The sequence below is a fragment of the Enterobacter sp. MEB024 genome, from assembly GCF_030209635.1.
Lineage (GTDB): Bacteria > Pseudomonadota > Gammaproteobacteria > Enterobacterales > Enterobacteriaceae > Enterobacter > Enterobacter ludwigii.
Genome location: NZ_JARVRQ010000002.1, coordinates 202,393 through 223,584, shown reverse-complemented (window position 1 = coordinate 223,584; position 21,192 = coordinate 202,393). Strand labels below are relative to the sequence as shown.

23 protein-coding genes are annotated in these 21,192 nt (G+C 55.0%); 10 read left to right on the top strand and 13 right to left on the bottom strand.

Annotated features, from left to right (window positions below; all coding sequences use genetic code 11):
- Positions 1-94 precede the first annotated feature (94 nt).
- On the bottom strand, positions 95-1,315 hold the full coding sequence (gene mlc, locus QRN24_RS03310) for a sugar metabolism global transcriptional regulator Mlc (protein WP_044857727.1): 1,221 nt from the start codon (positions 1,313-1,315) through the stop codon (positions 95-97).
- Between the two features lie 94 nt (positions 1,316-1,409).
- Entirely contained in the window at positions 1,410-2,342 is a 933-nt protein-coding gene (gene ynfL, locus QRN24_RS03305; protein WP_014169855.1) for a multidrug efflux transcriptional activator YnfL/SxtR(Kp), read from the bottom strand.
- Positions 2,343-2,463: 121 nt separating this feature from the next.
- Between ynfL and ynfM the strand changes: the two genes are divergently transcribed.
- Entirely contained in the window at positions 2,464-3,717 is a 1,254-nt protein-coding gene (ynfM, locus tag QRN24_RS03300) for a multidrug efflux MFS transporter YnfM/SxtP(Kp) (RefSeq protein WP_284942335.1), read from the top strand.
- A 1-nt stretch (position 3,718) separates the two neighbouring features.
- On the opposite strand, the gene QRN24_RS03295 is transcribed toward ynfM, so the two are convergent.
- Positions 3,719-4,081: a cell envelope integrity TolA family protein gene (locus QRN24_RS03295; RefSeq protein ID WP_044857725.1), complete on the bottom strand. Its 363-nt coding sequence runs from the start codon at positions 4,079-4,081 to the stop codon at positions 3,719-3,721.
- 155 nt (positions 4,082-4,236) lie between these two features.
- On the opposite strand from QRN24_RS03295, the gene QRN24_RS03290 reads away from it, so the two are divergent.
- From QRN24_RS03290 to QRN24_RS03280, 4 genes are all read left to right on the top strand, one after another.
- Positions 4,237-5,724, top strand: a complete 1,488-nt coding sequence (locus QRN24_RS03290; protein ID WP_044866433.1) for a carboxypeptidase M32 — start codon at positions 4,237-4,239, stop codon at positions 5,722-5,724.
- Between the two features lie 177 nt (positions 5,725-5,901).
- Positions 5,902-6,288: an acid resistance repetitive basic protein Asr gene (asr, locus tag QRN24_RS03285; RefSeq protein WP_025204322.1), complete on the top strand. Its 387-nt coding sequence runs from the start codon at positions 5,902-5,904 to the stop codon at positions 6,286-6,288.
- A gap of 92 nt (positions 6,289-6,380) precedes the next feature.
- A complete protein-coding gene (gene ydgU / locus QRN24_RS22775) occupies positions 6,381-6,464 on the top strand; it encodes a small membrane protein YdgU (RefSeq protein ID WP_021241182.1) in 84 nt (27 codons plus the stop codon).
- 102 nt (positions 6,465-6,566) lie between these two features.
- On the top strand, positions 6,567-7,388 hold the full coding sequence (locus QRN24_RS03280; RefSeq protein ID WP_020884292.1) for a trypsin-like serine peptidase: 822 nt from the start codon (positions 6,567-6,569) through the stop codon (positions 7,386-7,388).
- Position 7,389: 1 nt separating this feature from the next.
- On the opposite strand, the gene QRN24_RS03275 is transcribed toward QRN24_RS03280, so the two are convergent.
- The 4 genes from QRN24_RS03275 to QRN24_RS22770 form a co-directional block, all read right to left on the bottom strand.
- Entirely contained in the window at positions 7,390-9,552 is a 2,163-nt protein-coding gene (locus QRN24_RS03275; RefSeq protein WP_014169850.1) for a bifunctional diguanylate cyclase/phosphodiesterase, read from the bottom strand.
- 85 nt (positions 9,553-9,637) lie between these two features.
- On the bottom strand, positions 9,638-9,967 hold the full coding sequence (gene mdtI, locus QRN24_RS03270; RefSeq protein WP_014169849.1) for a multidrug/spermidine efflux SMR transporter subunit MdtI: 330 nt from the start codon (positions 9,965-9,967) through the stop codon (positions 9,638-9,640).
- Positions 9,954-10,316: a multidrug/spermidine efflux SMR transporter subunit MdtJ gene (gene mdtJ, locus QRN24_RS03265; RefSeq protein ID WP_025204323.1), complete on the bottom strand. Its 363-nt coding sequence runs from the start codon at positions 10,314-10,316 to the stop codon at positions 9,954-9,956. Before mdtJ ends, mdtI begins: the two co-directional genes overlap by 14 nt.
- Positions 10,317-10,433: 117 nt before the next feature.
- Positions 10,434-10,604, bottom strand: a complete 171-nt coding sequence (locus QRN24_RS22770) for a protein YdgV (RefSeq protein WP_502875260.1) — start codon at positions 10,602-10,604, stop codon at positions 10,434-10,436.
- Positions 10,605-10,737: 133 nt separating this feature from the next.
- On the opposite strand from QRN24_RS22770, the gene QRN24_RS03260 reads away from it, so the two are divergent.
- Positions 10,738-11,781, top strand: coding sequence for an AI-2E family transporter (locus QRN24_RS03260; RefSeq protein WP_014169847.1), 1,044 nt, complete (start codon positions 10,738-10,740; stop codon positions 11,779-11,781).
- Between the two features lie 96 nt (positions 11,782-11,877).
- Here the strand turns inward: QRN24_RS03260 and QRN24_RS03255 are convergent, their stop codons facing one another.
- Positions 11,878-12,903 carry an LLM class flavin-dependent oxidoreductase gene (locus QRN24_RS03255; RefSeq protein ID WP_014169846.1) on the bottom strand — a complete coding sequence of 342 codons (1,026 nt, stop codon included), beginning with the start codon at positions 12,901-12,903 and terminating at the stop codon, positions 11,878-11,880.
- A gap of 178 nt (positions 12,904-13,081) precedes the next feature.
- Between QRN24_RS03255 and yajD the strand changes: the two genes are divergently transcribed.
- Positions 13,082-13,429 (top strand): HNH nuclease YajD, encoded by a 348-nt coding sequence (yajD, locus tag QRN24_RS03250; protein ID WP_014169845.1) that lies wholly within the window; start codon positions 13,082-13,084, stop codon positions 13,427-13,429.
- Positions 13,430-13,485: 56 nt separating this feature from the next.
- A complete protein-coding gene (locus QRN24_RS03245; protein WP_014169844.1) occupies positions 13,486-13,755 on the top strand; it encodes a hypothetical protein in 270 nt (89 codons plus the stop codon).
- A gap of 120 nt (positions 13,756-13,875) precedes the next feature.
- Here QRN24_RS03245 and QRN24_RS03240 read toward each other — a convergent pair whose 3' ends face one another.
- The gene (locus QRN24_RS03240; protein WP_284942334.1) at positions 13,876-14,643 is read right to left on the bottom strand and encodes an arylamine N-acetyltransferase family protein; all 768 of its coding nucleotides are present in this window, start codon (positions 14,641-14,643) and stop codon (positions 13,876-13,878) included.
- 36 nt (positions 14,644-14,679) lie between these two features.
- Between QRN24_RS03240 and QRN24_RS03235 the strand changes: the two genes are divergently transcribed.
- Positions 14,680-16,188 carry an aminotransferase-like domain-containing protein gene (locus tag QRN24_RS03235; RefSeq protein WP_284942333.1) on the top strand — a complete coding sequence of 503 codons (1,509 nt, stop codon included), beginning with the start codon at positions 14,680-14,682 and terminating at the stop codon, positions 16,186-16,188.
- 66 nt (positions 16,189-16,254) lie between these two features.
- On the opposite strand, the gene QRN24_RS03230 is transcribed toward QRN24_RS03235, so the two are convergent.
- Positions 16,255-17,310 carry an SDR family oxidoreductase gene (locus QRN24_RS03230; protein WP_193162000.1) on the bottom strand — a complete coding sequence of 352 codons (1,056 nt, stop codon included), beginning with the start codon at positions 17,308-17,310 and terminating at the stop codon, positions 16,255-16,257.
- Positions 17,311-17,407: 97 nt separating this feature from the next.
- Here QRN24_RS03230 and QRN24_RS03225 point away from each other — a divergent pair, with 97 nt between their 5' ends.
- Positions 17,408-18,289 (top strand): LysR family transcriptional regulator, encoded by an 882-nt coding sequence (locus QRN24_RS03225; RefSeq protein ID WP_113656716.1) that lies wholly within the window; start codon positions 17,408-17,410, stop codon positions 18,287-18,289.
- Positions 18,290-18,296: 7 nt separating this feature from the next.
- On the opposite strand, the gene umuC is transcribed toward QRN24_RS03225, so the two are convergent.
- From umuC to QRN24_RS03210, 3 genes are all read right to left on the bottom strand, one after another.
- Entirely contained in the window at positions 18,297-19,559 is a 1,263-nt protein-coding gene (gene umuC, locus QRN24_RS03220) for a translesion error-prone DNA polymerase V subunit UmuC (protein ID WP_113656715.1), read from the bottom strand.
- Positions 19,543-19,977: a translesion error-prone DNA polymerase V autoproteolytic subunit gene (gene umuD / locus QRN24_RS03215; RefSeq protein ID WP_014169838.1), complete on the bottom strand. Its 435-nt coding sequence runs from the start codon at positions 19,975-19,977 to the stop codon at positions 19,543-19,545. Before umuD ends, umuC begins: the two co-directional genes overlap by 17 nt.
- Positions 19,978-20,210: 233 nt before the next feature.
- On the bottom strand, positions 20,211-21,077 hold the full coding sequence (locus tag QRN24_RS03210; protein ID WP_284942332.1) for an aldo/keto reductase family oxidoreductase: 867 nt from the start codon (positions 21,075-21,077) through the stop codon (positions 20,211-20,213).
- Positions 21,078-21,192 lie beyond the last annotated feature (115 nt).

The following is a 21,192-nucleotide window of genomic DNA, read 5'->3' as shown; positions in this document are numbered from 1 at the left end:
AAACCAGAGAAATAATTCAGTGGGGGAAGTCTACGGGATGCGTGCGCTACCCAGCTTGAGATAGCGCAATTTTTCGTACATCTGCGGAAAAGAGTTAACCCTGTAACAGGCGGATCAGCAGCGAGCCGTTATACATGGCGTCCTTGACCAGGGCTGCACCAGCCATGGTGCCCTGATTGGAAAACTGGGTGCTTTCCACGGCAATATTTTTGCTGTAGGCCGGGAGCGCCTGTTGATGAATACAGGCCGAGATAGCCGGGAAGAGGATTTCCGCCGCCTGACTCAGCGGTGAGCCAATCAGGATTTTTTGCGGATTGAAGAGATTCACCATAATGGCCAGAATGCGGCCAACGTTATTCCCCACTCCGGTAATAATATCCTTTGCCAGCAGATCCCCCTGACGCGCTGCGGCGCAGAGTGAATCGACGGTCAACGGTTGTCCGTGCAGCGAAGAGCTCATGGACTGGCTGAGCCTGACCTGCGCCAGCTCCAGCACGCTTTCCACGCTGGCGATGGTTTCCAGACAGCCATGGTTTCCGCAGTAACAGCGCTTGCCGTAGGGATCGACCTGCGTGTGGCCGATTTCGACCAGGCTACTGCTTCCGGCATGCAGAAGGCGTCCGTCGGTGATGACGCCCGCCCCGACGTTATGGTCAATCACCACCTGAATCACGTCCCTTGCGCCGCGGGATGCGCCAAACAGCGCCTCCGCCATCGTCCAGGCGCTGATGTCATGCTGAATATAGACCGGCACGCCGGTGTGATTTTTCAGCACCTCGCCCAGCGGCATCTCTTTGACATCGTCGTAGAACGGCATGCGGTGCACGATTCCATTTTCGGTATCAATAATACCCGGCATGGTGATCGCAATGGCCGTTAAGCGTTCAAGGCGTTGCTGATGGCGAATAAAGAAGTGATCGATATGGGTGACAATGACATCGAGGAGCGATTGTTCAGCCTTGAGCGGCAGTTCCAGCCGGTCTTCTACCACCAGCTTGCTGCTTAAATCGCGCAGGGCAAGGAAGATCTCTCCCCGGCTAATGCGCAGTGACAGGTAGTGCCACGCTTCGGTCTCCACCACCAGGCCGACCGCCGGACGGCCGCGGCTGCCCGGCTCCTGAATTTCCGTCTCCTGGACCAGGTGGGCTTCAAGCATTTCACGAACAATCTTGGTAATACTGGCAGGTGCCAGTTGTGCCAGGCGCGAAAGATCGATACGCGAAACCGGGCCAAGCTGATCAATCAGGCGATAAACCGCGCCAGCGTTGGTCTGCTTAATCTGATCAATGTGCCCTGGCTGACTATCAGCAACCACCTCGTACTCCCTTATTTTCGAGCATCGAAATAAACTGTGGGCTATGGTGAAGCACTTCAATGGCCGTCGTCAAATATTTACTTAGCCATGTGATTTACTGCACATTTTTACCCACTTTTCCCTCTAAATATCGTTCTGCAGAGGCGCTTAACAGCTGTGCTTTAAACCGCTGCGCTGCATGGCTCTGCTCATGATGTTTCGACCATACCAGCCACATTTCCGAAACAGCATCGTCTTCGGCGATAGCAACCCAGCGCATTTCACGCAATTGTACCCGTTTAAACGAGGCCGGAAGAATAGAGACACCCAGCCCCGCCGCGACAAGCCCAATGATGGTCATCGCTTCCCCGACTTCCTGCGTAATGATCGGGGCAAGATCGTAGCGTCGTAACAGGCCCAGAATATCGTCGTACAGACCGGTACCTACCTGCGGGTCGAAAAAAACAAACGGCTCTTTTGCCAGCTCTGCCAGCGTGACCGCCGAACGCGAGGCGAGCGGATGATCGTGCGGGATCATTGCCATTAACGGTTCGCGCAGAATAACCTGCCACGCCAGCGTATCCGGGAGTTGGGTGTTACGCATCAGACCTAAATCAAGAGAACCTTCATTCAGCGGAGCGATTTGCTCGCGGGTATTAATTTCGCGCGTCTGAATATGCACATCCGGAAAATGCCGGCGAAACGACGACAGGGTCTGCGAAACAGCGCTGATAAACGGTGCAGACGAGGTAAACCCAATACGCAACTCTCCGGTTTCCCCGAGATAAAGCCGCTCTGCCCGGGCTGCCGCCTCATCCACCATACTGAGAATTTGTCGGCTGTCGGCCAGAAATTGCTTCCCGGCCGCCGTCAGGCTCACGCTGCGGTTGGTCCGTGCCAGAAGGCGCGCCCCGACCTGTTGCTCAAGGATCTGGATCTGCTGGCTTAGCGGGGGTTGTGAGATATTCAGTCTTGCCGCCGCGCGGCCAAAATGAAGCTCTTCAGCGACGGCGACAAAGTAGCGCAGATGACGCAGTTCGATATTCATATTTTTAAAGTATCATTTGAGATTATTAATATATTAGACAGAATATTTACATTTTCCTACTCTGATCGTGTGGTCATACCCGTCACCCGAAACCACGGGGATGTTTAAGCAAGGACATTGTGTGAGTCGTACATCTACCATTGATATCGATCCGGCCAGAGATATTGATGATTTACCCGCAGCATCGCAGCCGGTTCAGTTCATTAAACGTGGTACCCCCCAGTTCATGCGCGTCACGCTGGCGCTTTTCTCAGCGGGTCTGGCAACCTTCGCCCTGCTCTATTGCGTTCAGCCGATCCTGCCCGTTCTTTCCCATGAATTTGACGTATCGCCTGCCAGCAGCAGTATTTCGCTCTCCATTTCTACCGGCATGCTGGCGATTGGTCTGCTTTTCACCGGGCCACTTTCCGACGCCATTGGCCGTAAACAGGTGATGGTTACCGCCCTGATGCTGGCTTCGATTTGTACGTTACTCTCCACGATGATGACCAGCTGGCACGGTATCCTGGTCATGCGCGCGTTAATTGGGTTATCCCTGAGTGGCGTGGCGGCGGTCGGGATGACCTATCTCAGCGAAGAGATCCACCCGAGCTTTGTCGCCTTCTCTATGGGGCTGTACATCAGCGGGAACTCGATTGGCGGAATGAGTGGACGTCTGCTGAGCGGGGTGTTTACAGACTTCTTTAACTGGCGTATTGCGCTGGCGGTGATCGGCTGCTTTGCCCTTGCGTCTGCGCTGATGTTCTGGAGAATCCTTCCGGAATCACGTCATTTTCGTTCCACCTCCCTGCGCCCGAAAACGCTGTTTATCAACTTCCGTCTGCACTGGCGTGACAAAGGGTTGCCGCTGCTGTTCCTGACCGGCTTTCTGCTGATGGGCTCATTCGTTACGTTGTTTAACTATATCGGCTATCGCCTGATGCTCTCCCCGTGGCACATGAGCCAGGCGGTGGTGGGTTTGCTCTCTGTGGCGTATCTCACCGGCACGTGGAGTTCACCTAAAGCCGGAGCGATGACGGCCCGCTTTGGACGCGGTCCGGTTATGCTGGTCTCTACGGCCGTCATGCTGCTCGGCCTGTTGATGACCCTTTTCGCCTCCCTGTGGCTTATCTTCGCCGGAATGTTGCTTTTCTCTGCCGGTTTCTTCGCCGCTCACTCGGTGGCCAGCAGCTGGATTGGCCCGCGCGCTCGCCGGGCCAAAGGCCAGGCGTCGTCTTTGTATCTGTTCAGCTATTACCTCGGTTCCAGCTTTGCGGGGACGCTGGGTGGGGTGTTCTGGCATAACTATGGCTGGAACGGCGTGGGCAGTTTTATTGCGCTGATGCTCTGCGGGGCGCTGTTGGTAGGGACCTGTTTACACCAGCGGCTGCACTGATTCAGGGTTTGAAATCGAGCGTGTAGTTTTCCCCGATACGCTCATCAGGTACCACTGGGAGCACATGATCGTCACTGGCAGACTGTAAGGCCGCAATGGCGGCCTTACACAGTTCAGGATCGCTGCCTTTTACCACCTGAATGTCGGTCACATAGGTCGCGCCTTTAGGCTGGTGAATCTTTAACGAGCAGAGCTTCCCTTCATACTGCTCTGTGGTTGTCATCCTTTGTTTCACTGTTTCCACATACGCAAACGCCCATGCGTGCGCGGAGTCTTCTTCGGTGTTGAACGGGATCACGTCATGATGATGTGTCTGGCACCCCGTCAGCAACACTGCAATCCCTACACTCACAACCTTGTTCATTTTCCATCCGGCAGTCGTTTTTTTTAGGGTTATAACACAGCGTTACTGAACGAAATAGCACCAAACTCTAAGGGGTAATGGCTTGGATTCAGGTGGGAATTTTGATACTACTCACTCTTCATGCCTGAAACATCGCCTTGCAAAGAGAAAACGAAATGAGCGAAAACAGCCACTACCAACAACTCACCCGCACCTTCCAGCGCCTCTCCCGTTTCTCCCACCTCTCCTCCATCGCCAGCTGGGATATGTTTACCATGATGCCGCCGGGAGGCAGTGCCGCGCGCGGTGAAGCGCTGGCCGAAATGAGCGTTCTGCAACACCAGATCCTGACCGATAAAAAGGTGGGTGAATGGCTGTCCGCCGCGACCGGTGAGGACCTGAATGATATTGAACAAGCCAACCTGCGTGAAATGACGCGTCATTACCAGCAGGCGTCGCTGTTGCCGGAAGCGCTGGTGGAAGCCAAATCGCTGGCAGGCAGCAAATGTGAGCACGCCTGGCGTACTCAGCGCCCGGCCAATGACTGGCAGGGGTTTGCCGCCAACCTGAAAGAGGTCGTCAAACTGAGCCGTGAGGAGGCTCGCCTGCGTGCTGAAGCCAAAGGCTGCAGCCCTTACGACGCGCTGCTGGATATTTTCGAGCCGGACATGACCAGCGCGCGCCTGGACGTACTGTTCGCGGATATGAAATCCTGGCTGCCGGACCTGCTGGCAAACGTTGTGGAAAAACAGGCTCAGCAGTCGTTCGTTCCGCCGCAGGGTCCCTTCCCGACGGCAACGCAGCGTGAACTTGGGCTTGAAGCCATGAAGATGCTCGGCTTTGATTTTAACGGCGGTCGCCTGGACGTCAGTGCACACCCGTTCTGCGGTGGCGTGCCGGAAGATGTGCGCATCACCACGCGTTATGATGAGGACGAGCTGCTCAGCGCGCTGTTTGGCGTGATCCACGAAACCGGACACGCGCGCTACGAGCAAAACCTGCCACGAACGTGGGCCGGTCAACCTGTCGCGCTGGCCCGTTCAACGGCGATCCACGAATCCCAGAGCCTGTTCTTTGAGATGCAGCTGGGGCGCAGCGACGCTTTCCTTAAACATCTCCTCCCTGCGGTTCACGCCCGTTTTGGCAGTCAGGCGGCGTTCAGTGAAGAGAACTTTATTGCCTGGAACCAGCGCGTGAAACCGGGCTATATCCGCGTCGATGCCGACGAAGTCAGCTACCCGGCACATGTGGTGCTGCGCTATGAAATTGAACGTGCGCTGATCAATGGCGATATCGAGGTGGATGACATTCCGGCACTGTGGGATGAGAAAATGCAGGCCTGGCTCGGGTTATCAACCAAAGATAACTACCGCAACGGCTGTATGCAGGACATTCACTGGACCGACGGCGGTTTTGGCTACTTCCCGTCCTACACGCTCGGCGCGATGTACGCCGCGCAATTGTTCCATGCGGCCAAAACGGCGCTGCCGGGTCTGCAGTCCTCCATCGCTGAGGGCGATTTCTCCGCCCTGTTTGACTGGCTGCGTCAGAACATCTGGCAGCACGGTAGCCGCTTCACCACTTCGCAACTGATTACCCAGGCGACGGGTGAAGACCTGAATATCCGTTACTTCCGCGAGCATTTGACGTCCCGTTATCTGTAATCCAGCGGCCGGAGTACGCTCCGGCCGTTTTCCTTTTGCGCACCCTGTACCGCCCTTTGTACATTCCGTTACACGCCGATACCAATCACTCACGGAAACCCCGAATTTACAGGGATATAGTTCTTTCAACGGCCCCGCAGTGGGGTTAAATGAAAAACCAAATTCGAGGGTATGAACATGAAAAAAGTATTAGCTCTGGTTGTTGCCGCTGCTATGGGTCTGTCTTCTGCTGCGTTTGCTGCTGAAACCACTGCTGCACCGGCTGCTGCTCCAGCTGCAACAACGACTGCTGCTCCGGCAAAAACCGTACACCACAAGAAACACCATAAAGCCGCTAAACCTGCTGCAGAGCAAAAAGCCCAGGCTGCTAAAAAACACCACAAAAAAGCCGTTAAACAAGATGCCGCTAAACCGGCTGTAGAGCAGAAAGCGCAGGCCGCTAAAAAGCACCACAAAAAAGCGACCAAACCTGCTGTAGAACAGAAAGCCCAGGCCGCTAAAAAGCATCACAAAAAAGCAGTAAAACACGAAGCTGCTAAACCAGCTGCACAGCCAGCTGCGTAAGAGTACAAGCTTAACCGTGCCTTTCGGGGCACGTTGGTAAACCGGCGCTGAACCGGAAAGGTCCAGCGCCGTTTTTTTTATCCGGAGGGCGTATGCTGCGGCGCTATCGGTTTGAGCTGATTCTTATCCTGCTTATTTTATGCGCGCTCATCGCAAGCCATTTTTATCTTTCCTGATCGTAGCACGCTGATTTTACTCCCACTTTAGCGCTGTCCCGTCTATAGTATTTTCATAGGGTTCACTTTTAATAATCATAATTGCCCCCACCAGAGTGTGATATGCGTAAATCTGTTGTGTTGTTACTGGGAACGTTTGGTCTTTTTTCTGGATTCTCACATGCGGATGATGGCGGTGATGAAACCATTAGCGCGAAAGAGCTTAAAACGCTGTTTTTCGGTCATGACGATCGTACGCGCGTCGCCGATCCTACCCAGGCACCCTGGGACGCTATCGGGCAACTGGAAACCGCCAGCGGTAATTTATGTACCGCTACGCTGATTACCCCGCAACTTGCCCTGACGGCAGGCCACTGCCTGCTGACACCGCCAGACGGCAAGCCAGACAAAGCCGTTGCCCTGCGATTTGTGTCGCAAAAAGGGATGTGGCGTTATGAAATTCACGGTATTGAGGGACGGGTTGATGCTTCTCTCGGCAAACGTCTGAAGCCCGACGGTGACGGCTGGATAGTGCCTCCGTCAGCGGCATCCTGGGATTTTGGCCTGATCATTTTGCGCTACCCGCCTTCTGGCATTACCCCGCTTCCGTTATTTGACGGAGACAAAGCCGCGCTCACTGCCGCACTGAAAGCCGCCGACCGTAAGGTGACGCAATCAGGCTACCCTGTCGATCATCTGGACGCGCTTTACACCCACACGGACTGTATTGTCACAGGATGGGCGCAAAACAGCGTGCTCTCACATCAGTGCGATACGTTACCCGGTGACAGCGGCTCGCCGCTGATGTTAAAAACGGATAACGGCTGGCAGCTGATTGGTGTTCAAAGCTCTGCGCCAGCGGCAAAAGACAGATGGCGTGCAGATAACCGGGCCTTAGCCGTGACCGGTTTTCGTGACAAGCTGGAAGCACTGGCGCAGCAGTAGCTCAGCACTGTCTGACCTGACGTAACGCCCTGATTGATTCAATCGGCATCGGCTGGCTGAACCAGAACCCCTGCAGCTGATCGCAGCCAGCCAGCCGTAACAATTTCATCTGCTTTTCGTTTTCCACCCCTTCAGCGACCACCGCCATGCCCAGGGCATTGGCGATCCTCACCGTGCCGCTCACCAGCGCCGCCGCCTGCTCATCGTTGTCCACCAGCCCGGCCAGTGATTTATCGATCTTAATGGTGTCGAAATTAAAACGCCGCAAATAGCCAATACTCGAATAGCCCGTGCCAAAATCATCCAGCGCCACCGCGGTGCCCAGCGCTTTAAGGTTGGCTATCGCCGTGCGGGCACGCTCGGGGTTTTCCAGCACATAGGTCTCCGTGACTTCGAGCTGGAGTCGCCTGGCCGGGAAACGGGTGCTTTCCAGAACCCAGGCCACTTTTTCTTCGAATTCAGGGTCGCGAAACTGCGCCGGGGAGATATTAACGGAGAGCTTTAATTCGCTGTACGGCTCCAGATCCTGGCAGGCACGCTGCAAAACAAACTGGCCCAGTTTGTAAATCAGCCCGCTCGTTTCCGCAATGGAAATGAAGGTATCCGGACCGAGTTCACCTTCCGGACGACGCGGCCAGCGAACCAGCGCTTCCACACTGCTCATTTTCTGACTGCGGGCGTCAATAATCGGCTGGTACCAGACCTCAAACTCGTCTCGCTCCAGTCCGTTACGGATCTGGTTTTCAATCGCAAGCTTGCGTTCCCGGGCGTTATTCAGCGCCGCGTCATAGTGGGTGACACGCCCTTTCCCGCTAATTTTGGAATGGTACATGGCGATATCGGCGCGGCGAAACAGCTCGGAACTGGTGCATTCAATCAGGGTTCCGCTGGCAATCCCGATGCTGGCGCCGATATGAATGGTGCGCTCCCCCAGACGAATAGGGGTATTGAGAAAATCCAGTACGGATTCAGCAAAGGTGGTCGCCAGCGCTTCTGCCCCTTCACCGCCGATGGTCATGGCAAACTCATCGCCTCCCATGCGCGCCAGCATCCCGCCCGGTGGAACGCATTCATTCAGCGTTTTGGCAATGGTCACAATGAGATCGTCACCGACGCTGTGGCCGTAGATATCGTTGACGTCCTTGAAGCCATCCAGATCGATAAACACCACGCTTTTGACGTCAATATCGCCACGCAAACTCACGCGGTCCAGCGCTTCAATGAGTGCGCGGCGGTTCGGCAGATGGCTTAGCCAGTCCGTTCTGGCGACCAGACGCGCCTGGCTTTCTCCGCGGGCCAGTTTGTACAGGCCCACGCAGCTCACCATAATGAACAGCAGGATCAGCACCGATGCCAGCACCACTATCTGCGTAATATCGGATGATGCGGCCCGGGCCGCCTGCGCGCCAGGAAGGCGTGCCTGCCAGTTGAGGTACCCCAGTAACTCCCCTGCAGAACTGCGCAGCGGCATACTCAGACTGTTGATTTTATCCGGGGTAAAGTTGAGGTTATCAATCTGAAAGGTCTGCCCCAGATCGGATAATATGCCGCCATTTAAATGGCGGGTAATCACCAGATAGCGGCGTGTACCGTCGTTAACCTGCAATCGCCCGATCATCGGTCGGATCAGCCCTATTCCGACAAACGCGACGCCGTGACGCGTTCGGGTGATCCCGGCATAAATATTCTTCTGGCTGGGTAATTCACGTCCGTGCTGCTGAATAAGCGCTTGCAGGCCTTTGCCAAAAAAATCGAGATTCGTTTCCGCAAAAGGCTGGCTTTGAAACGATCCCCAGATGACGTTGAAATGCTCATCCAGCACGAAAGTGCCGTCATAGAGGTTATTGACTTTAAAGCCCGCTCCCCAGGTGTTGTATAACCATTCGGTATCGAGCTTTGGGCGGTAGACCTCGCGTACCGCATCGTCCCAGACGGCATTATCAATCACCAGGGTCGAGACACGGTTAACCGACGTTTGTATCGCACCCTGCACGGAAAGCGTGGTGCGGTGCTCGTCAATTTCATTGGTTTTGGTGCTGATCAGGTGCAGAGATAAATAGAGCAGCGCGACAATGGAGATGATTAAGCCGATCCCCGCCATGAAGATCATGGCGAACAATGTTCTCGCGGTGGGAATATTCCGCCAGCTTAATGTGCGATACATTAGCCATCCTCTTCAATGTTTTGCTTTTTTTAAGAGTAATACAGGCAGCGAATTTCGCTGCCTGTAAATAATGGCTTAACGTGTATCAGGCGAGTTTTATCATGATCATGCCGGCAAGCAGCAATATCAGTCCAATCCAACCTTTGTTATTTAAACGCTGACCGAACAGCACCCAGCCGGCTGCCAGGGTGGCGGCAATACCAAACCCGCCCCACAGCGCATAGGCTACGGACAGATCGATACCCTTCACCGCCTGTGACAGGGCGCTGAACGCCCCCAGTACGGCGGCAATCGACAACAGTCCGTAAATTTTACGACGAAAACCGTCAGAGAATTTTAGCAGGACGTTCGCTAAAATCTCCAGCACGATGGCAAACCCCAACCAGGCCGCGTGGATCCATTCAAACTGCTGCATGGGTCTGCTCCTTCGGTTGCTTAGTCGGTTTGCGTGTACCCGATTTAATCAGCACGATACCTGCTACCAGCGTCGTTAACCCGGCAATCTTCATTGTTGATAATGTTTCGTCAAATAATAAGACGCTGAACAGGGTGATCAACAAAATACCGATCCCTTCCCACAGCGCATAGGCCACACCCAGCGCAATTTTCTTCACTGCAAACGACAGGAAAATATAGGAAAGTGAAATCATCACCAGCATTAAAATAAAGCCGGTATTGCCATCGCTGACGCTTGCCCATTTCATAGACAGCGTGCCGGTAATTTCAGCGATAATAGCAAGGGCTAATAAAATCCAGTAAAACATGTTTTTCTCCTGCTTGAGAATATAATCCATCGTGGCCTGCTGCGTGCAGCAAACCCAAAAATATGAAATTAAATCAGACAGCTAAGCGCGTAGCGCCAGCTCAGGCAGAAGATGTGACTATAGCGCGTTGCGCCAGTGTTGCTCACCAGAAAGAAGGCAGAAGGAAGTGAAAAATACAGCGGTGTTGTTTGAAGAATACATCCTGAACAAATTGTCCATAAAATTACAATTATCCGCGTTGTTGCTTCTCGTCTTTGCGGATGAAAATTGTCCTCGGTAGTTGAACACGCCAAATTTGTACCATAAGTAAGGCTTTTACTCAAAGTCTTTTCAATTCTTTACCCATCCCGTTTGATTTTGGTTAGTTTATTGAAACGGCTTTCGCCTTTATTATAAATAAAAATATTATTCAGGAACCCCCATGGCTAAACCCATCATTACCCTGAACGGGCTAAAAATTGTCATCATGCTGGGCATGCTGGTGATCATACTGACGGGCGTTCGTTTTGCCGCCGACATCATCGTGCCGTTTATTCTGGCCCTGTTTATTGCGGTGATCCTTAACCCGCTCATACAGCGCATGACGCGGTTCCGCATCCCGCGCGTGCTGGCAATCACGATGCTTATCAGCATCATTATTATTGCCATGGTGCTGCTGGTCGCTTATCTCGGCACCTCCCTGAATGAACTGACGCGAACGTTACCGAAATACCGCTCGTCGCTGGCGATACCGCTGTTGCAGCTTGAACCCTGGCTGCAGCGTGCGGGAATCGAAGTGTCCGTTGAGGAGTTGCTGAAGTACATTGATCCGAATGCCGCCATGACCCTCGTCACCGGCCTGCTGGCGCAGCTCTCTAACGCCATGACCTCGATTTTCCTGCTGTTTTTAACGGTGGTGTTCATGCTGCTGGAAGTGCCGCAACTGCCCGCAAAACTGCAGCAAATAATGGTCCGTCCGGTTGAAGGCATGGGAGCGATTCAACGCGCGCTGGATAGCGTCTCCCGCTATCTGGTCCTGAAAACCGCCATTAGCCTGGTCACCGGGGCCGTGGTCTGGGGAATGCTGATGGCGCTGGATGTCCGGTTTGCGTTCGTCTGGGGATTACTGGCCTTTGCGCTCAACTATATCCCCAACATCGGTTCGGTACTGGCCGCTATTCCCCCTATTCTGCAGGTGCTGGTGTTCAGTGGGTTCTATGATGCGCTGATTCTGCTGGCCGGGTATCTGGTGATTAACCTGGTGTTCGGGAATATTCTTGAGCCACGCATGATGGGGCGCGGTCTGGGATTGTCCACGCTGGTGGTATTTCTGTCCCTTATATTTTGGGGATGGCTGCTCGGCCCGGTCGGCATGTTGCTCTCCGTTCCGCTGACCATCATTGTGAAGATTGGCCTCGAACAGACGGCGGGCGGGCAAAGTATCGCCGTGCTGCTGAGCGATATGAGCCATAAGCCAGTGGAATAACCTCCGCAGATGCCTGTCTCGTCTCCCTTACCGGGGGTGACGAGACAGGCAGGCGTTACGGCCTTCGCGCGCGGCGCCCGGCGCACAACAAAATGGCTACTCGCGCCATCCCATTGCCGGTGCAACATGCTTCAGAATGGATTCGATAACATGCGCGTTGTAATCCACTCCGAGCTGGTTCGGCACGGTGAGCAATAAGGTGTCCGCTTCGGCAATCGCTTCGTCCTGTTTCAACTGCTCAATCAGCTTTTCAGGCTCAGCGGCATAGCTGCGTCCGAAAATTGCGCGCGTTTTCTCATCAAGGTAACCCACGCTATCGCTGTCATTCCGGCTTGCGCCGAAGTACATACGGTCACGATCGTCCATCAGCGCGAAAATACTGCGGCTGACCGAGACGCGCGGCTGACGAGTATGCCCGGCTTCCGCCCAGGCCTGTCGGTAAGCGCGGATCTGTTTTGCCTGCTGAATATGGAATGGCTCACCGGTTTCATCATCTTTCAGGGTTGAGCTTTGCAGGTTCATCCCCAGTTTTGCAGCCCATACCGCTGTCGCGTTCGACCCTGCGCCCCACCAGATGCGCTCACGTAAACCTTCGGAATGTGGCTCCAGGCGCAGCAGTCCCGGTGGATTTGGGAACATGGGTTGTGGGTTCGGTTTTGCAAACCCTTCTCCGCGCAGCACCTCAAGCAGTACCTCGGTGTGTCGGCGTGCCATATCTGATTCATTTTCCCCTTCCTGCGGGACATAACCAAAATGACGCCAGCCATCAATGACCTGCTCCGGAGAGCCCCGGCTGATCCCCAGCTGCAAACGTCCGCCGGAGATTAAATCCGCCGCGCCCGCATCTTCCGCCATGTACATCGGATTTTCATAGCGCATATCAATCACACCAGTACCGATTTCGATGCTTTTCGTTTTGGCACCGATCGCCGCCAGTAAGGGGAACGGAGAGCTGAGTTGACGGGCAAAATGATGCACACGGAAATAGGCACCGTCTGCGCCCAGCTCTTCAGCGGCGACGGCCAGGTCGATGGATTGCAACAGGGTGTCCGCCGCGGAACGCGTGCCGGACTGGGGTGACGGTGTCCAGTGACCAAATGACAAAAAGCCGATCTTTTTCATAACGAGATATCCTGATGATGCTTTGCGTTATCTCTACTTTACGCATTACCCGGGGAGAATAAATGCCCTTTATTTAACGGAATAATTCAAATAAATTGACAGAATTGAGCGGATCGCAATGACGCCCCATAATGAGATATAGTGCGTCTTTCTTTTTCCCTGGCAGGTAAAACCGGCAATGGCTCTGATCCCTAAAAACTACGCGCGACTGGAAAGTGGCTACCGTGAAAAGGCATTAAAAATCTATCCCTGGGTCTGTGGACGCTGCTCACGCGAGTTCGTCTATTCAAACCTGCGCGAGCTCACGGTTCACCATATCGATCACGATCATACTAATAACCCGGAAGATGGCAGCAACTGGGAGCTGTTGTGCCTGTTTTGCCACGACCATGAACACTCGAAATACACCGAAGCAGATCAGTACGGTACTACCGTTGTGGCGGGTGAAGACGCGCAAAAAGACATGGGCGTGGCCACTTTCAACCCGTTTGCCGATCTAAAAGCGATGATGAATAAGAAAAAATAATTCCCTAATATTGCCCCTCTTCGTCATATGGGCCGCACAGTTACAGGTAAAAGGATATGGATACACTCCGTTGCTACTGGGACGTTTTTTTCAATGCTTATGGCTCACTGCTCACGAAAACCGTGCTGGTATTACTGCTGGTGTGGTGGTGTCATCAAACCCTGCAGCGCTTCAGAAAAGAAGCCCCTGACGCTACCGGCCCCATTGCCGAGGCCAATGCCAGAGAACGCTACCAGTGGCGCTACTTGCGGTGGGCTTTAAGTAGCATCCAGGGCATCCTTTCCCTGTATATTATAGGGTTGATTATTACGACGCTTTTTACGTAGCGGATACGGTTTCTGCCCTGAAGACGTCTCAGGTAGCCTCTGTATTTAACAGTCCGCATTGTCGATGATAAGCCGGGGACGCATGCGCAGACTCGATACAGTCCAGCGTCCCCCTGCGGATCACTCAACCGTCAGCGCAAAACAATTTTTCAGTACAGAGGCAATGTCATCTTCTGCCAGCTGCTGCGTTTCCACGCCCTGCGCGGTGATCGTTTTCAGCACATTACCCAGCAAAATCTGGCGTCCTTCCGGGCGATGCTGTACGACGAGCAGCTTCTGCACAAAAATGGCGTCCGGGTGCGTGGAGTTGAGGTAGTTGGCAGGCACAAAATCAATCCACTCCTGAGGAGAGAGGTCAAAGCCGTACTGACTGGCCCATTTACCCTCCACCCGTGCCTGAAGCAGATACTCACCCTCCGCGTTACGGGTCAGCCGGAACGTGTCGAAATCCTGCCGGATATCCGTATCAAGCATGTCTAACGCCATCGGCGCACGGATGCCGTAGCTACCGAACCCGAGGTCACAAAGCCACTGACGACCGTCAATCTCAGCAATGAGTGCCATATGGGTTTTAGGCCGACGCACCGGGTAGAACATCGGGCGCGCCGCGACAAAACGCCAGCGAATGCCCAATGCCTCCAGCGCCATCGCAAATAGCCCATTCACCTCATAGCAATAGCCGCCGCGCTTCTGCCTCAACAGCTTATCGGCAATGTCTTCGGGTACCAGCGAAACGACTTTACCCGCCTGTACATCCCCATTTTCAAAGGGTATCGAAAAGAGCTGATGGCGCATAAGCGCATGCAGGGTTGCAGTATCGGCAGCCGCCTGACCGGTATATTTTATGCGCCTGAAATAGGCAGAAATATCGAAATTGTCGCTGTGCATAGTGCCTCCTTGTCTGGAACATGCCGGACACTATAGATGGGGCACTTCATTGGCTGTATAGTCAGTTTTATCGAAAATTTGACTGCACAGATCCCCATGGCCGCCCCGTCCCCCCATTACCGTCGGATTGCTGAGATGCTGCGTCTTACGCTGGCTTCAGGCGCGTTGCAAATCGGCGACCGGATGATCTCTGCACGTAAACTGGCCGAGCGCGAACAGGTCAGTCTCCCGACGGCACTGGAAGCACTACGCTGCCTTGAGGCCGAAGGCCTGATCGTTGCACGTCCGCGTTCGGGCTACTACGTCCGTCAGACCCGCCAGTCCCGATGCGTGCAGCCCACGCGTTCCCTGCCCGGCCCCGTGCCTGTGACAATGTCAGCCGTCGCGCGATCGTTATTCAGTAGTGCAGAAGCCCGGCTGGTACCGCTGGGGGCTGCCTTGCCCGACCCCGCGTGGCTACCAGGCGATACCCTGCAACGTGCGCTGCAGTCTGCAGGTCGACGTCTGGAAGCACGTGGGCAAAGCTATAGTCTGCCTCCGGGACGGGTTGATTTGCGCAGTAAGATTGCCGCCCGGGCAGCGCAATGGGGTGGCCGTTTTGGTGCAGAGGATCTCATCATCACCGCTGGCGCGACACAGGCGCTGCGTCTGGCGTTGCGGGCTGTGTGCCAGCCTGGCGACGTGGTAGCGATAGAACAACCCGCCTATTTCGGTACGCTGTTGTTGCTGGAAGATTTGGGCCTGAAGGCGCTGGAGATCCCAACCGATCCTCAAGAAGGGTTGTTGCTGGCGCCGCTCGCCGATGCTATTCGGTGCCATCATCCAGCGGCCGTTCTGGCCTCGCCCACCGTGCAAAATCCGCTGGGCGCCAGTATGTCCGTCACCCGCAAGCAGGAACTTGTTGCCCTGCTGGAAGATGCAGGCATCCCGTTAATTGAGGACGATGTTTATGGTGATCTGGTCGGCGAAGGGCAACGTCCTCCGGCCTGTAAAGCGTTCGACCAGAGCGGGAATGTCATTTACTGCAGTTCATTGTCTAAAACGCTTGCGCCCGGATGGCGCATCGGCTGGATTGCGGCCGGACGTTACCACGCCCAGGTCCTGCAGGCGCGTATGGCCGGAGACTGGGCAGGCGCGCCGCTGTTTGAGGCCGCAACGAGCGAAATCCTGGCCAGTGGCGACTACGATCGTCATCTGCGGCGGCTAAAGCGGCGCATCGCAGAAGGGATTGGTGCCGTCATTGCGCGCGTCAAGGCAAGCTTCCCTCCCGGCACACGCGTTAACGTGCCGGCTGCCGGTTTCCTGTTGTGGGTTGAACTTCCACACCAGGTGAATGCACTGGAGGTGCACCGCCGCGCGCTGACACTGAACATTGGCGTTAGCCCCGGGCCGCTGTTTTCCCCCCGCGCACACTTAACGAATTTCCTGCGATTAAATTGTGCCAACGAACCCACGCCCCTCCTGCTGAATGCGGTGGATCGGATTGGCGCGCTTTGTCATGAACTGGCCAGCTCCTCTGGCCTTATTCCAGAAAGTGAGCATTGAGCGCTCTTTACTCCCTGCTTCCGGGTTCGCGTTTTTTACTGCCGTCAGAAACGCACTCCCCTTTTTTTACGGAATAATACGTGCCGCTCTTAGCTGCGAGAACAGGCTGAAAAACATCTCATCGGTTGCCTGCATTCGCGTGAACCCTGACCGGCGGAGCTTACTGCCGTCGCCAAACATGTCGTAATTCCAGCTAAAGACAAAATCGGCAAAATGCCCGTCGTTCAGTTGCAAAATATCCGCCTCCACCAACCGATCCCCGGCAATGTCGCGCCATAACGCACGATAATCCTTAAACAGCTGATGGAATGACAATCTGACCGGCGGCGCAGAGTCCAGTTCAAACCAGCGTGCGATGCGCGGCCACAGCTCGCTCCAGCGCCAGATGTCCCCATTATTCACATTGAAAGCCTGGTTGTTAGCCCTACGTGATGTGGCTGCCCACAGCGTTGCCTCCGCCAGCAATCCGGCGTCAGTATGATCAACAATGCTGTGCCAGGTCTGTTCCGAACCGGGAAAACGCAGAGGTAAACCCAGAGCCTTACACAGGGACGCATACAGTGCGATGCTCAGCGCAAGGTTCATGGTATTGCCTGGCACCGAACTGCCCACCACGCCTGGCCTGATGGCATTCCAGTGCCAGCGTTTTCCCCGCTGAAAATCACGGAGCCACGCGAGCTGAGCGGCGTTAAATTCTGCCCCGGGTACGCCCGGATCGCTTTCGCGTGCCGGGGTTTTGAACGGTCCCAGGTGCGCGCCATACACTTTGTATCCCTGCATCAGGCTTACCGTCTGCAAAGGCGCCGTTTTTTCAATATTGCTGACCAGGTTACGCAACATCGTGACGTTCGGTTCAACCATTTCCGCCCAGCTCCCGGCATTCATCCAGGCGCTGTAAAAAATATGGGTGATCTCGCCAGCGGCTTGCAAAGCCCTGGCGCTATCCTCCGCATCCAGTAAATCAACGTTGATCAGCGAAATAGCATCAGGATGGGATAAGGCATGGCGGCTCAGGCCAATCACCTGCCATTTATTGTCCAGGAGCGTTTTGACGAGCTGTCTGCCTACGATCCCGCTGGCGCCAGCGACCAGCGCGACGTTTTGTGGCTGCATCTTATTCACGGTGTTTCTCCAGTTAGGGTGACAGACACAGTGTGATATATTATTTTTTCCCTACATATCCCCTGAATTCGATGGCACTTATAAGAAAAAACATTAAATGAACAATAAGCTCAACGCCATTTCCACCTTTCTGCGCGTCGCAGAAGCGGGTTCCTTTTCGGCAGCCGCTCGCCAGAGCGGAATGAAGCAGTCTGCCGTCAGCCAGCAGATTGCCGCCCTGGAACAGGAGCTCGGGGTGGTATTACTGCATCGGACAACGCGAATGATGAAGCTCACCGAGCAGGGTGAACGTTATCGCCGTGATATGCAGCTTTTGCTGGATGCCATGCAGGAAGCGGAGAGACGGTTGAATCCTGCCGATCATCAGTTTCAGGGCAGCGTCCATGTTCAGTTGCCAAGCGGTCTGGGGCAGATCGTTTTGCCCCCTCTGCTGGCGCTTCAGCGCCTGCATCCGGCGTTGCACCTGACGCTGTCCCTGGATGACCGCATCGCCGACCTGGTGAGCGAAGGGGTGGATGTCGCGCTACGCCTTAGCGCTGAGCCTCCGCAATCGCATGCGGCACGTCTTCTGATGCGGATTGAAACCGCGCTGTTCGCTGCTCCCGGCTTTCAGGCGGTACACTCCGTCAGCGAACTGGCGGCACATCCCCATGTGCGATTTAGCGGCATTCCGCGGGATGCGCCTCTACGGTTGATCGCCGGTGAGGAAGCAATTGACGTGAAAGTGCATACCGTTTTTCGTGCCAACACCAGTGACGCCCTGTTACAGGCGCTGGAGTCAGGCCTCGGGATTGGCGGTATGCAGTTGCCGCTTGCGGCAAAGGCGTTGCAAGCCGGCACGCTGGTGCCGGTATTACCGGCCTGGCGGTTACCTGACCGGTATCTCTATGCCGTCTACCCCGACGCCCGCTTTATCCCACAACGCGTCAGAAGCGTGATACAGGTGATCGAACAAATCCTGCCGTCGCTTGCCAAATAACCGGCGTCTACTTCGCTACCGGCAAATCCGCGTACCGCGTCGTATAAGCCGGTGACAACATCTCGCGCTTCATCGCCCAGGATTTCTCAATCCCCTGCCCGGCAAACCATATCTTCCCTTTCCCGGAATGATTCACGCTGTCGATCAGCGCCATCAGCGCCGCGCTGTTGGCGCGCAAACGGTTATCGTCAAATAAATTCAGCTGGGCGACGCCGCTACTGAAAAAGTCCGCCAGCATCACCCCCGCTTTCATGTAGCGATAGCCGTCAAGCCATATGCGCCCCAGCGCATCGGTGGCGGCACGGATGATATCGCGCGAGTCATTGGTGGGCGTCATCAGGGTGACAGACGCCTGATTGCCGTAATAAACCTCGTTGTCCGCATGCGGGCTGGTACGCAAAAACACGCTGATAAAGCGACAATATTGATGCTCGCTGCGCAGCTTTTCCGCAGCCCGTTCAGCGTAGGCACAAATGGCCTGGTGCATCTCCTCGAATTGCGTAATACGGTGTCCAAACGAGCGGCTACAGATAATCTGCTGCTTCGTGGGCGTGAACTCTTCCAGATCAAGACAAGGCTCGCCGCGCAGCTCGCGTGCCGTGCGCTCCAGGACAACGTTAAAATGTTTGCGGATGACCCACGAGGAAGCTTGTGCCAGATCCAGCGCCGTGGTGACGCCCATCGCATTAAGTTTTTTGGTAATGCGCCGCCCGACGCCCCACACCTCCTCTACCGGTACGCGCGCCAGCAGTTTACGCTGCCGCTCGCGATCCGATAAATCCACTACGCCTCCCGTGCTGTTCCACCGCTTTGCCGCATAGTTGGCCAGCTTCGCCAGCGTTTTCGTGGGGGCAATGCCTACGCCAACGGTTAATCCCGTATTTTTAAACACCTGCGTGCGCATATGATGACCAAACGCCTCCAGCGCCATGCAGTTGCTGATGCCAGCAACGTTCACAAACGCCTCATCAATGGAGTAAATCTCTATGGCCGGGGCGAAATCGGTCAGCGTCTGCATCACCCGGCTGCTGAGATCGGCGTAAAGCGCATAGTTCGAGCTAAAGACGTAAACCCGCGCGGGAAAGCGCTTCTCTTTGAATTTGAAATACGGCTCGCCCATTTTTATATCGAACTGCTTTGCCTCCCGCGACAGCGAAATAATGCAGCCGTCGTTATTGGAGACCACCACCACGGGTTTGCCCCGCAGATCGGGCCGAAACACCGTCTCGCAGGAGGCATAAAAGCTGTTCACATCAACCAGCGCGAACATGTTTATGCGTTTTGAGTGTGTGGGTGACAACACCGAAGATCTGCAGTTCCTCTTCGGACTGAAACGTGATCGGCTGATAGCGAACGTTATGCGGCACTAACCTCAGGATCGGGCGGGTCTGCAGCTCTTTGACCGTAAACTCACCCGCGACGGATGCCACCACAATATCCCCGTGCACGGCGTTTAACGAACGATCGACGACCAGCAGATCGCCATCGCCGATCCCAACGCCGATCATCGAGTCTCCGCTCACCTTCACAAAGTAGGTCGCGCTGGGATGCCTGACGGCCAGGCGGTTAAGATCGAGACGATCCTCCACATAATCCTGTGCCGGGCTTGGAAAACCACACGCTACGCGTTCTACAAATAACGGTAATTCAAGAGGTTGCTTTGGATAATAAGAAAAGAGAGTGTCCATAAATGCCTTTCTCGCCAGATACTGTATATAAATACAGTATTACGGATTATGGACAAGGATCAAGGTCCTTTACGGAGGTCACCCCAAACGCATTGAAGTGTGAGCGGATTTAATTCAGCCGTATCCTGCGCATCGGCGAAAGAATAGCCAGATAACGCCTGCGCCAGCGACATTCAGGTTTCAAGAGGGACAAAAAAGCCCAAAGCACTGCTTTGGGCTTATGCCTGTCTGGCTTAATCCGCCAGCGAATCGAGCGTTTCCAGCGCGTCAGCCGGGAGCACCAGATCCGCCGCCGCAAGATTTTGTCGCAGATGCGCCACGGAGGAGGTGCCGGGGATCAGCAGGATGTTCGGCGAACGTTGCAGCAACCACGCCAGCGCGACCTCCATTGCCGTTACGCCCAGCGAATCAGCGACCGCCTGCAGCCCGGATGATTGCAGGGGTGTAAAACCGCCCAGCGGGAAGAACGGCACATACGCAATCCCCTGCTGCGCCAGCGAATCCACCAGCGCATCATCGCCACGGTTCACGATGTTGTACATGTTCTGCACACACACCACCTGCACCATCTTCTGCGCTTCCGCAACCTGGGTGGCCGTGACGTTGCTCAGGCCAATATGGCGCACCAAACCTTGCTGTTGTAACTCGGCCAGCGTGGCGAGAGGTTCAGCAATTGAGCCTTCTGCTGGCCCGTGTGCGCTGAACATGATGCGCAGATTAACCACATCCAGCACATCCAGCTGCAGATTACGCAGGTTGTCATGTACCGCCTGCGTCAGTTCCTGCGCGGAGAAGGCCGGCAGCCAGGAGGCATCACTGCCGCGACGGGCACCGATCTTGGTGACGAGCGTCAGATCGTCGCGGTACGGATGAAGCGCCTCGCGGATCAGCTGGTTGGTGATATGCGGCCCGTAAAAATCGCTGGTATCAATGTGATTCACCCCAGCAGCCACCGCTTCGCGGAGCACATCCAGCGCGGCATTTTTGTCCTTTGGAGGACCAAACACGCCCGGCCCGGCAAGCTGCATCGCGCCATAGCCAAGCCGTTTAACCGTCCGCGACCCCAGTGCGTACGTCCCGCTTTTATCAATGCTGCTCATGTCGACCTTCCTCATAAAAATGATCCGGATTTACAAAGAGTTCCTTAACAGACCCCGTAGTTAAGCGCGAGTTAAATTAAAGTTTAATTTCTCTACGACGATAGTATTTGTGTAA

What these genes read in the sequence shown, in the direction of transcription:
- ynfL (WP_014169855.1), bottom strand. Translation starts at nt 2,342, where the DNA reads ATGAATATCGAACTGCGTCATCTGCGCTACTTTGTCGCCGTCGCTGAA.
- QRN24_RS03295 (WP_044857725.1), bottom strand. Translation starts at nt 4,081, where the DNA reads ATGAACAAGGTTGTGAGTGTAGGGATTGCAGTGTTGCTGACGGGGTGC.
- QRN24_RS03290 (WP_044866433.1), top strand. Translation starts at nt 4,237, where the DNA reads ATGAGCGAAAACAGCCACTACCAACAACTCACCCGCACCTTCCAGCGC.
- asr (WP_025204322.1), top strand. Translation starts at nt 5,902, where the DNA reads ATGAAAAAAGTATTAGCTCTGGTTGTTGCCGCTGCTATGGGTCTGTCT.
- ydgU (WP_021241182.1), top strand. Translation starts at nt 6,381, where the DNA reads ATGCTGCGGCGCTATCGGTTTGAGCTGATTCTTATCCTGCTTATTTTA.
- QRN24_RS03280 (WP_020884292.1), top strand. Translation starts at nt 6,567, where the DNA reads ATGCGTAAATCTGTTGTGTTGTTACTGGGAACGTTTGGTCTTTTTTCT.
- QRN24_RS03275 (WP_014169850.1), bottom strand. Translation starts at nt 9,552, where the DNA reads ATGTATCGCACATTAAGCTGGCGGAATATTCCCACCGCGAGAACATTG.
- mdtI (WP_014169849.1), bottom strand. Translation starts at nt 9,967, where the DNA reads ATGCAGCAGTTTGAATGGATCCACGCGGCCTGGTTGGGGTTTGCCATC.
- mdtJ (WP_025204323.1), bottom strand. Translation starts at nt 10,316, where the DNA reads ATGTTTTACTGGATTTTATTAGCCCTTGCTATTATCGCTGAAATTACC.
- QRN24_RS03260 (WP_014169847.1), top strand. Translation starts at nt 10,738, where the DNA reads ATGGCTAAACCCATCATTACCCTGAACGGGCTAAAAATTGTCATCATG.
- QRN24_RS03255 (WP_014169846.1), bottom strand. Translation starts at nt 12,903, where the DNA reads ATGAAAAAGATCGGCTTTTTGTCATTTGGTCACTGGACACCGTCACCC.
- yajD (WP_014169845.1), top strand. Translation starts at nt 13,082, where the DNA reads ATGGCTCTGATCCCTAAAAACTACGCGCGACTGGAAAGTGGCTACCGT.
- QRN24_RS03245 (WP_014169844.1), top strand. Translation starts at nt 13,486, where the DNA reads ATGGATACACTCCGTTGCTACTGGGACGTTTTTTTCAATGCTTATGGC.
- QRN24_RS03240 (WP_284942334.1), bottom strand. Translation starts at nt 14,643, where the DNA reads ATGCACAGCGACAATTTCGATATTTCTGCCTATTTCAGGCGCATAAAA.
- QRN24_RS03235 (WP_284942333.1), top strand. Translation starts at nt 14,680, where the DNA reads ATGGGGCACTTCATTGGCTGTATAGTCAGTTTTATCGAAAATTTGACT.
- QRN24_RS03225 (WP_113656716.1), top strand. Translation starts at nt 17,408, where the DNA reads ATGAACAATAAGCTCAACGCCATTTCCACCTTTCTGCGCGTCGCAGAA.
- umuC (WP_113656715.1), bottom strand. Translation starts at nt 19,559, where the DNA reads ATGTTCGCGCTGGTTGATGTGAACAGCTTTTATGCCTCCTGCGAGACG.
- umuD (WP_014169838.1), bottom strand. Translation starts at nt 19,977, where the DNA reads ATGGACACTCTCTTTTCTTATTATCCAAAGCAACCTCTTGAATTACCG.
- QRN24_RS03210 (WP_284942332.1), bottom strand. Translation starts at nt 21,077, where the DNA reads ATGAGCAGCATTGATAAAAGCGGGACGTACGCACTGGGGTCGCGGACG.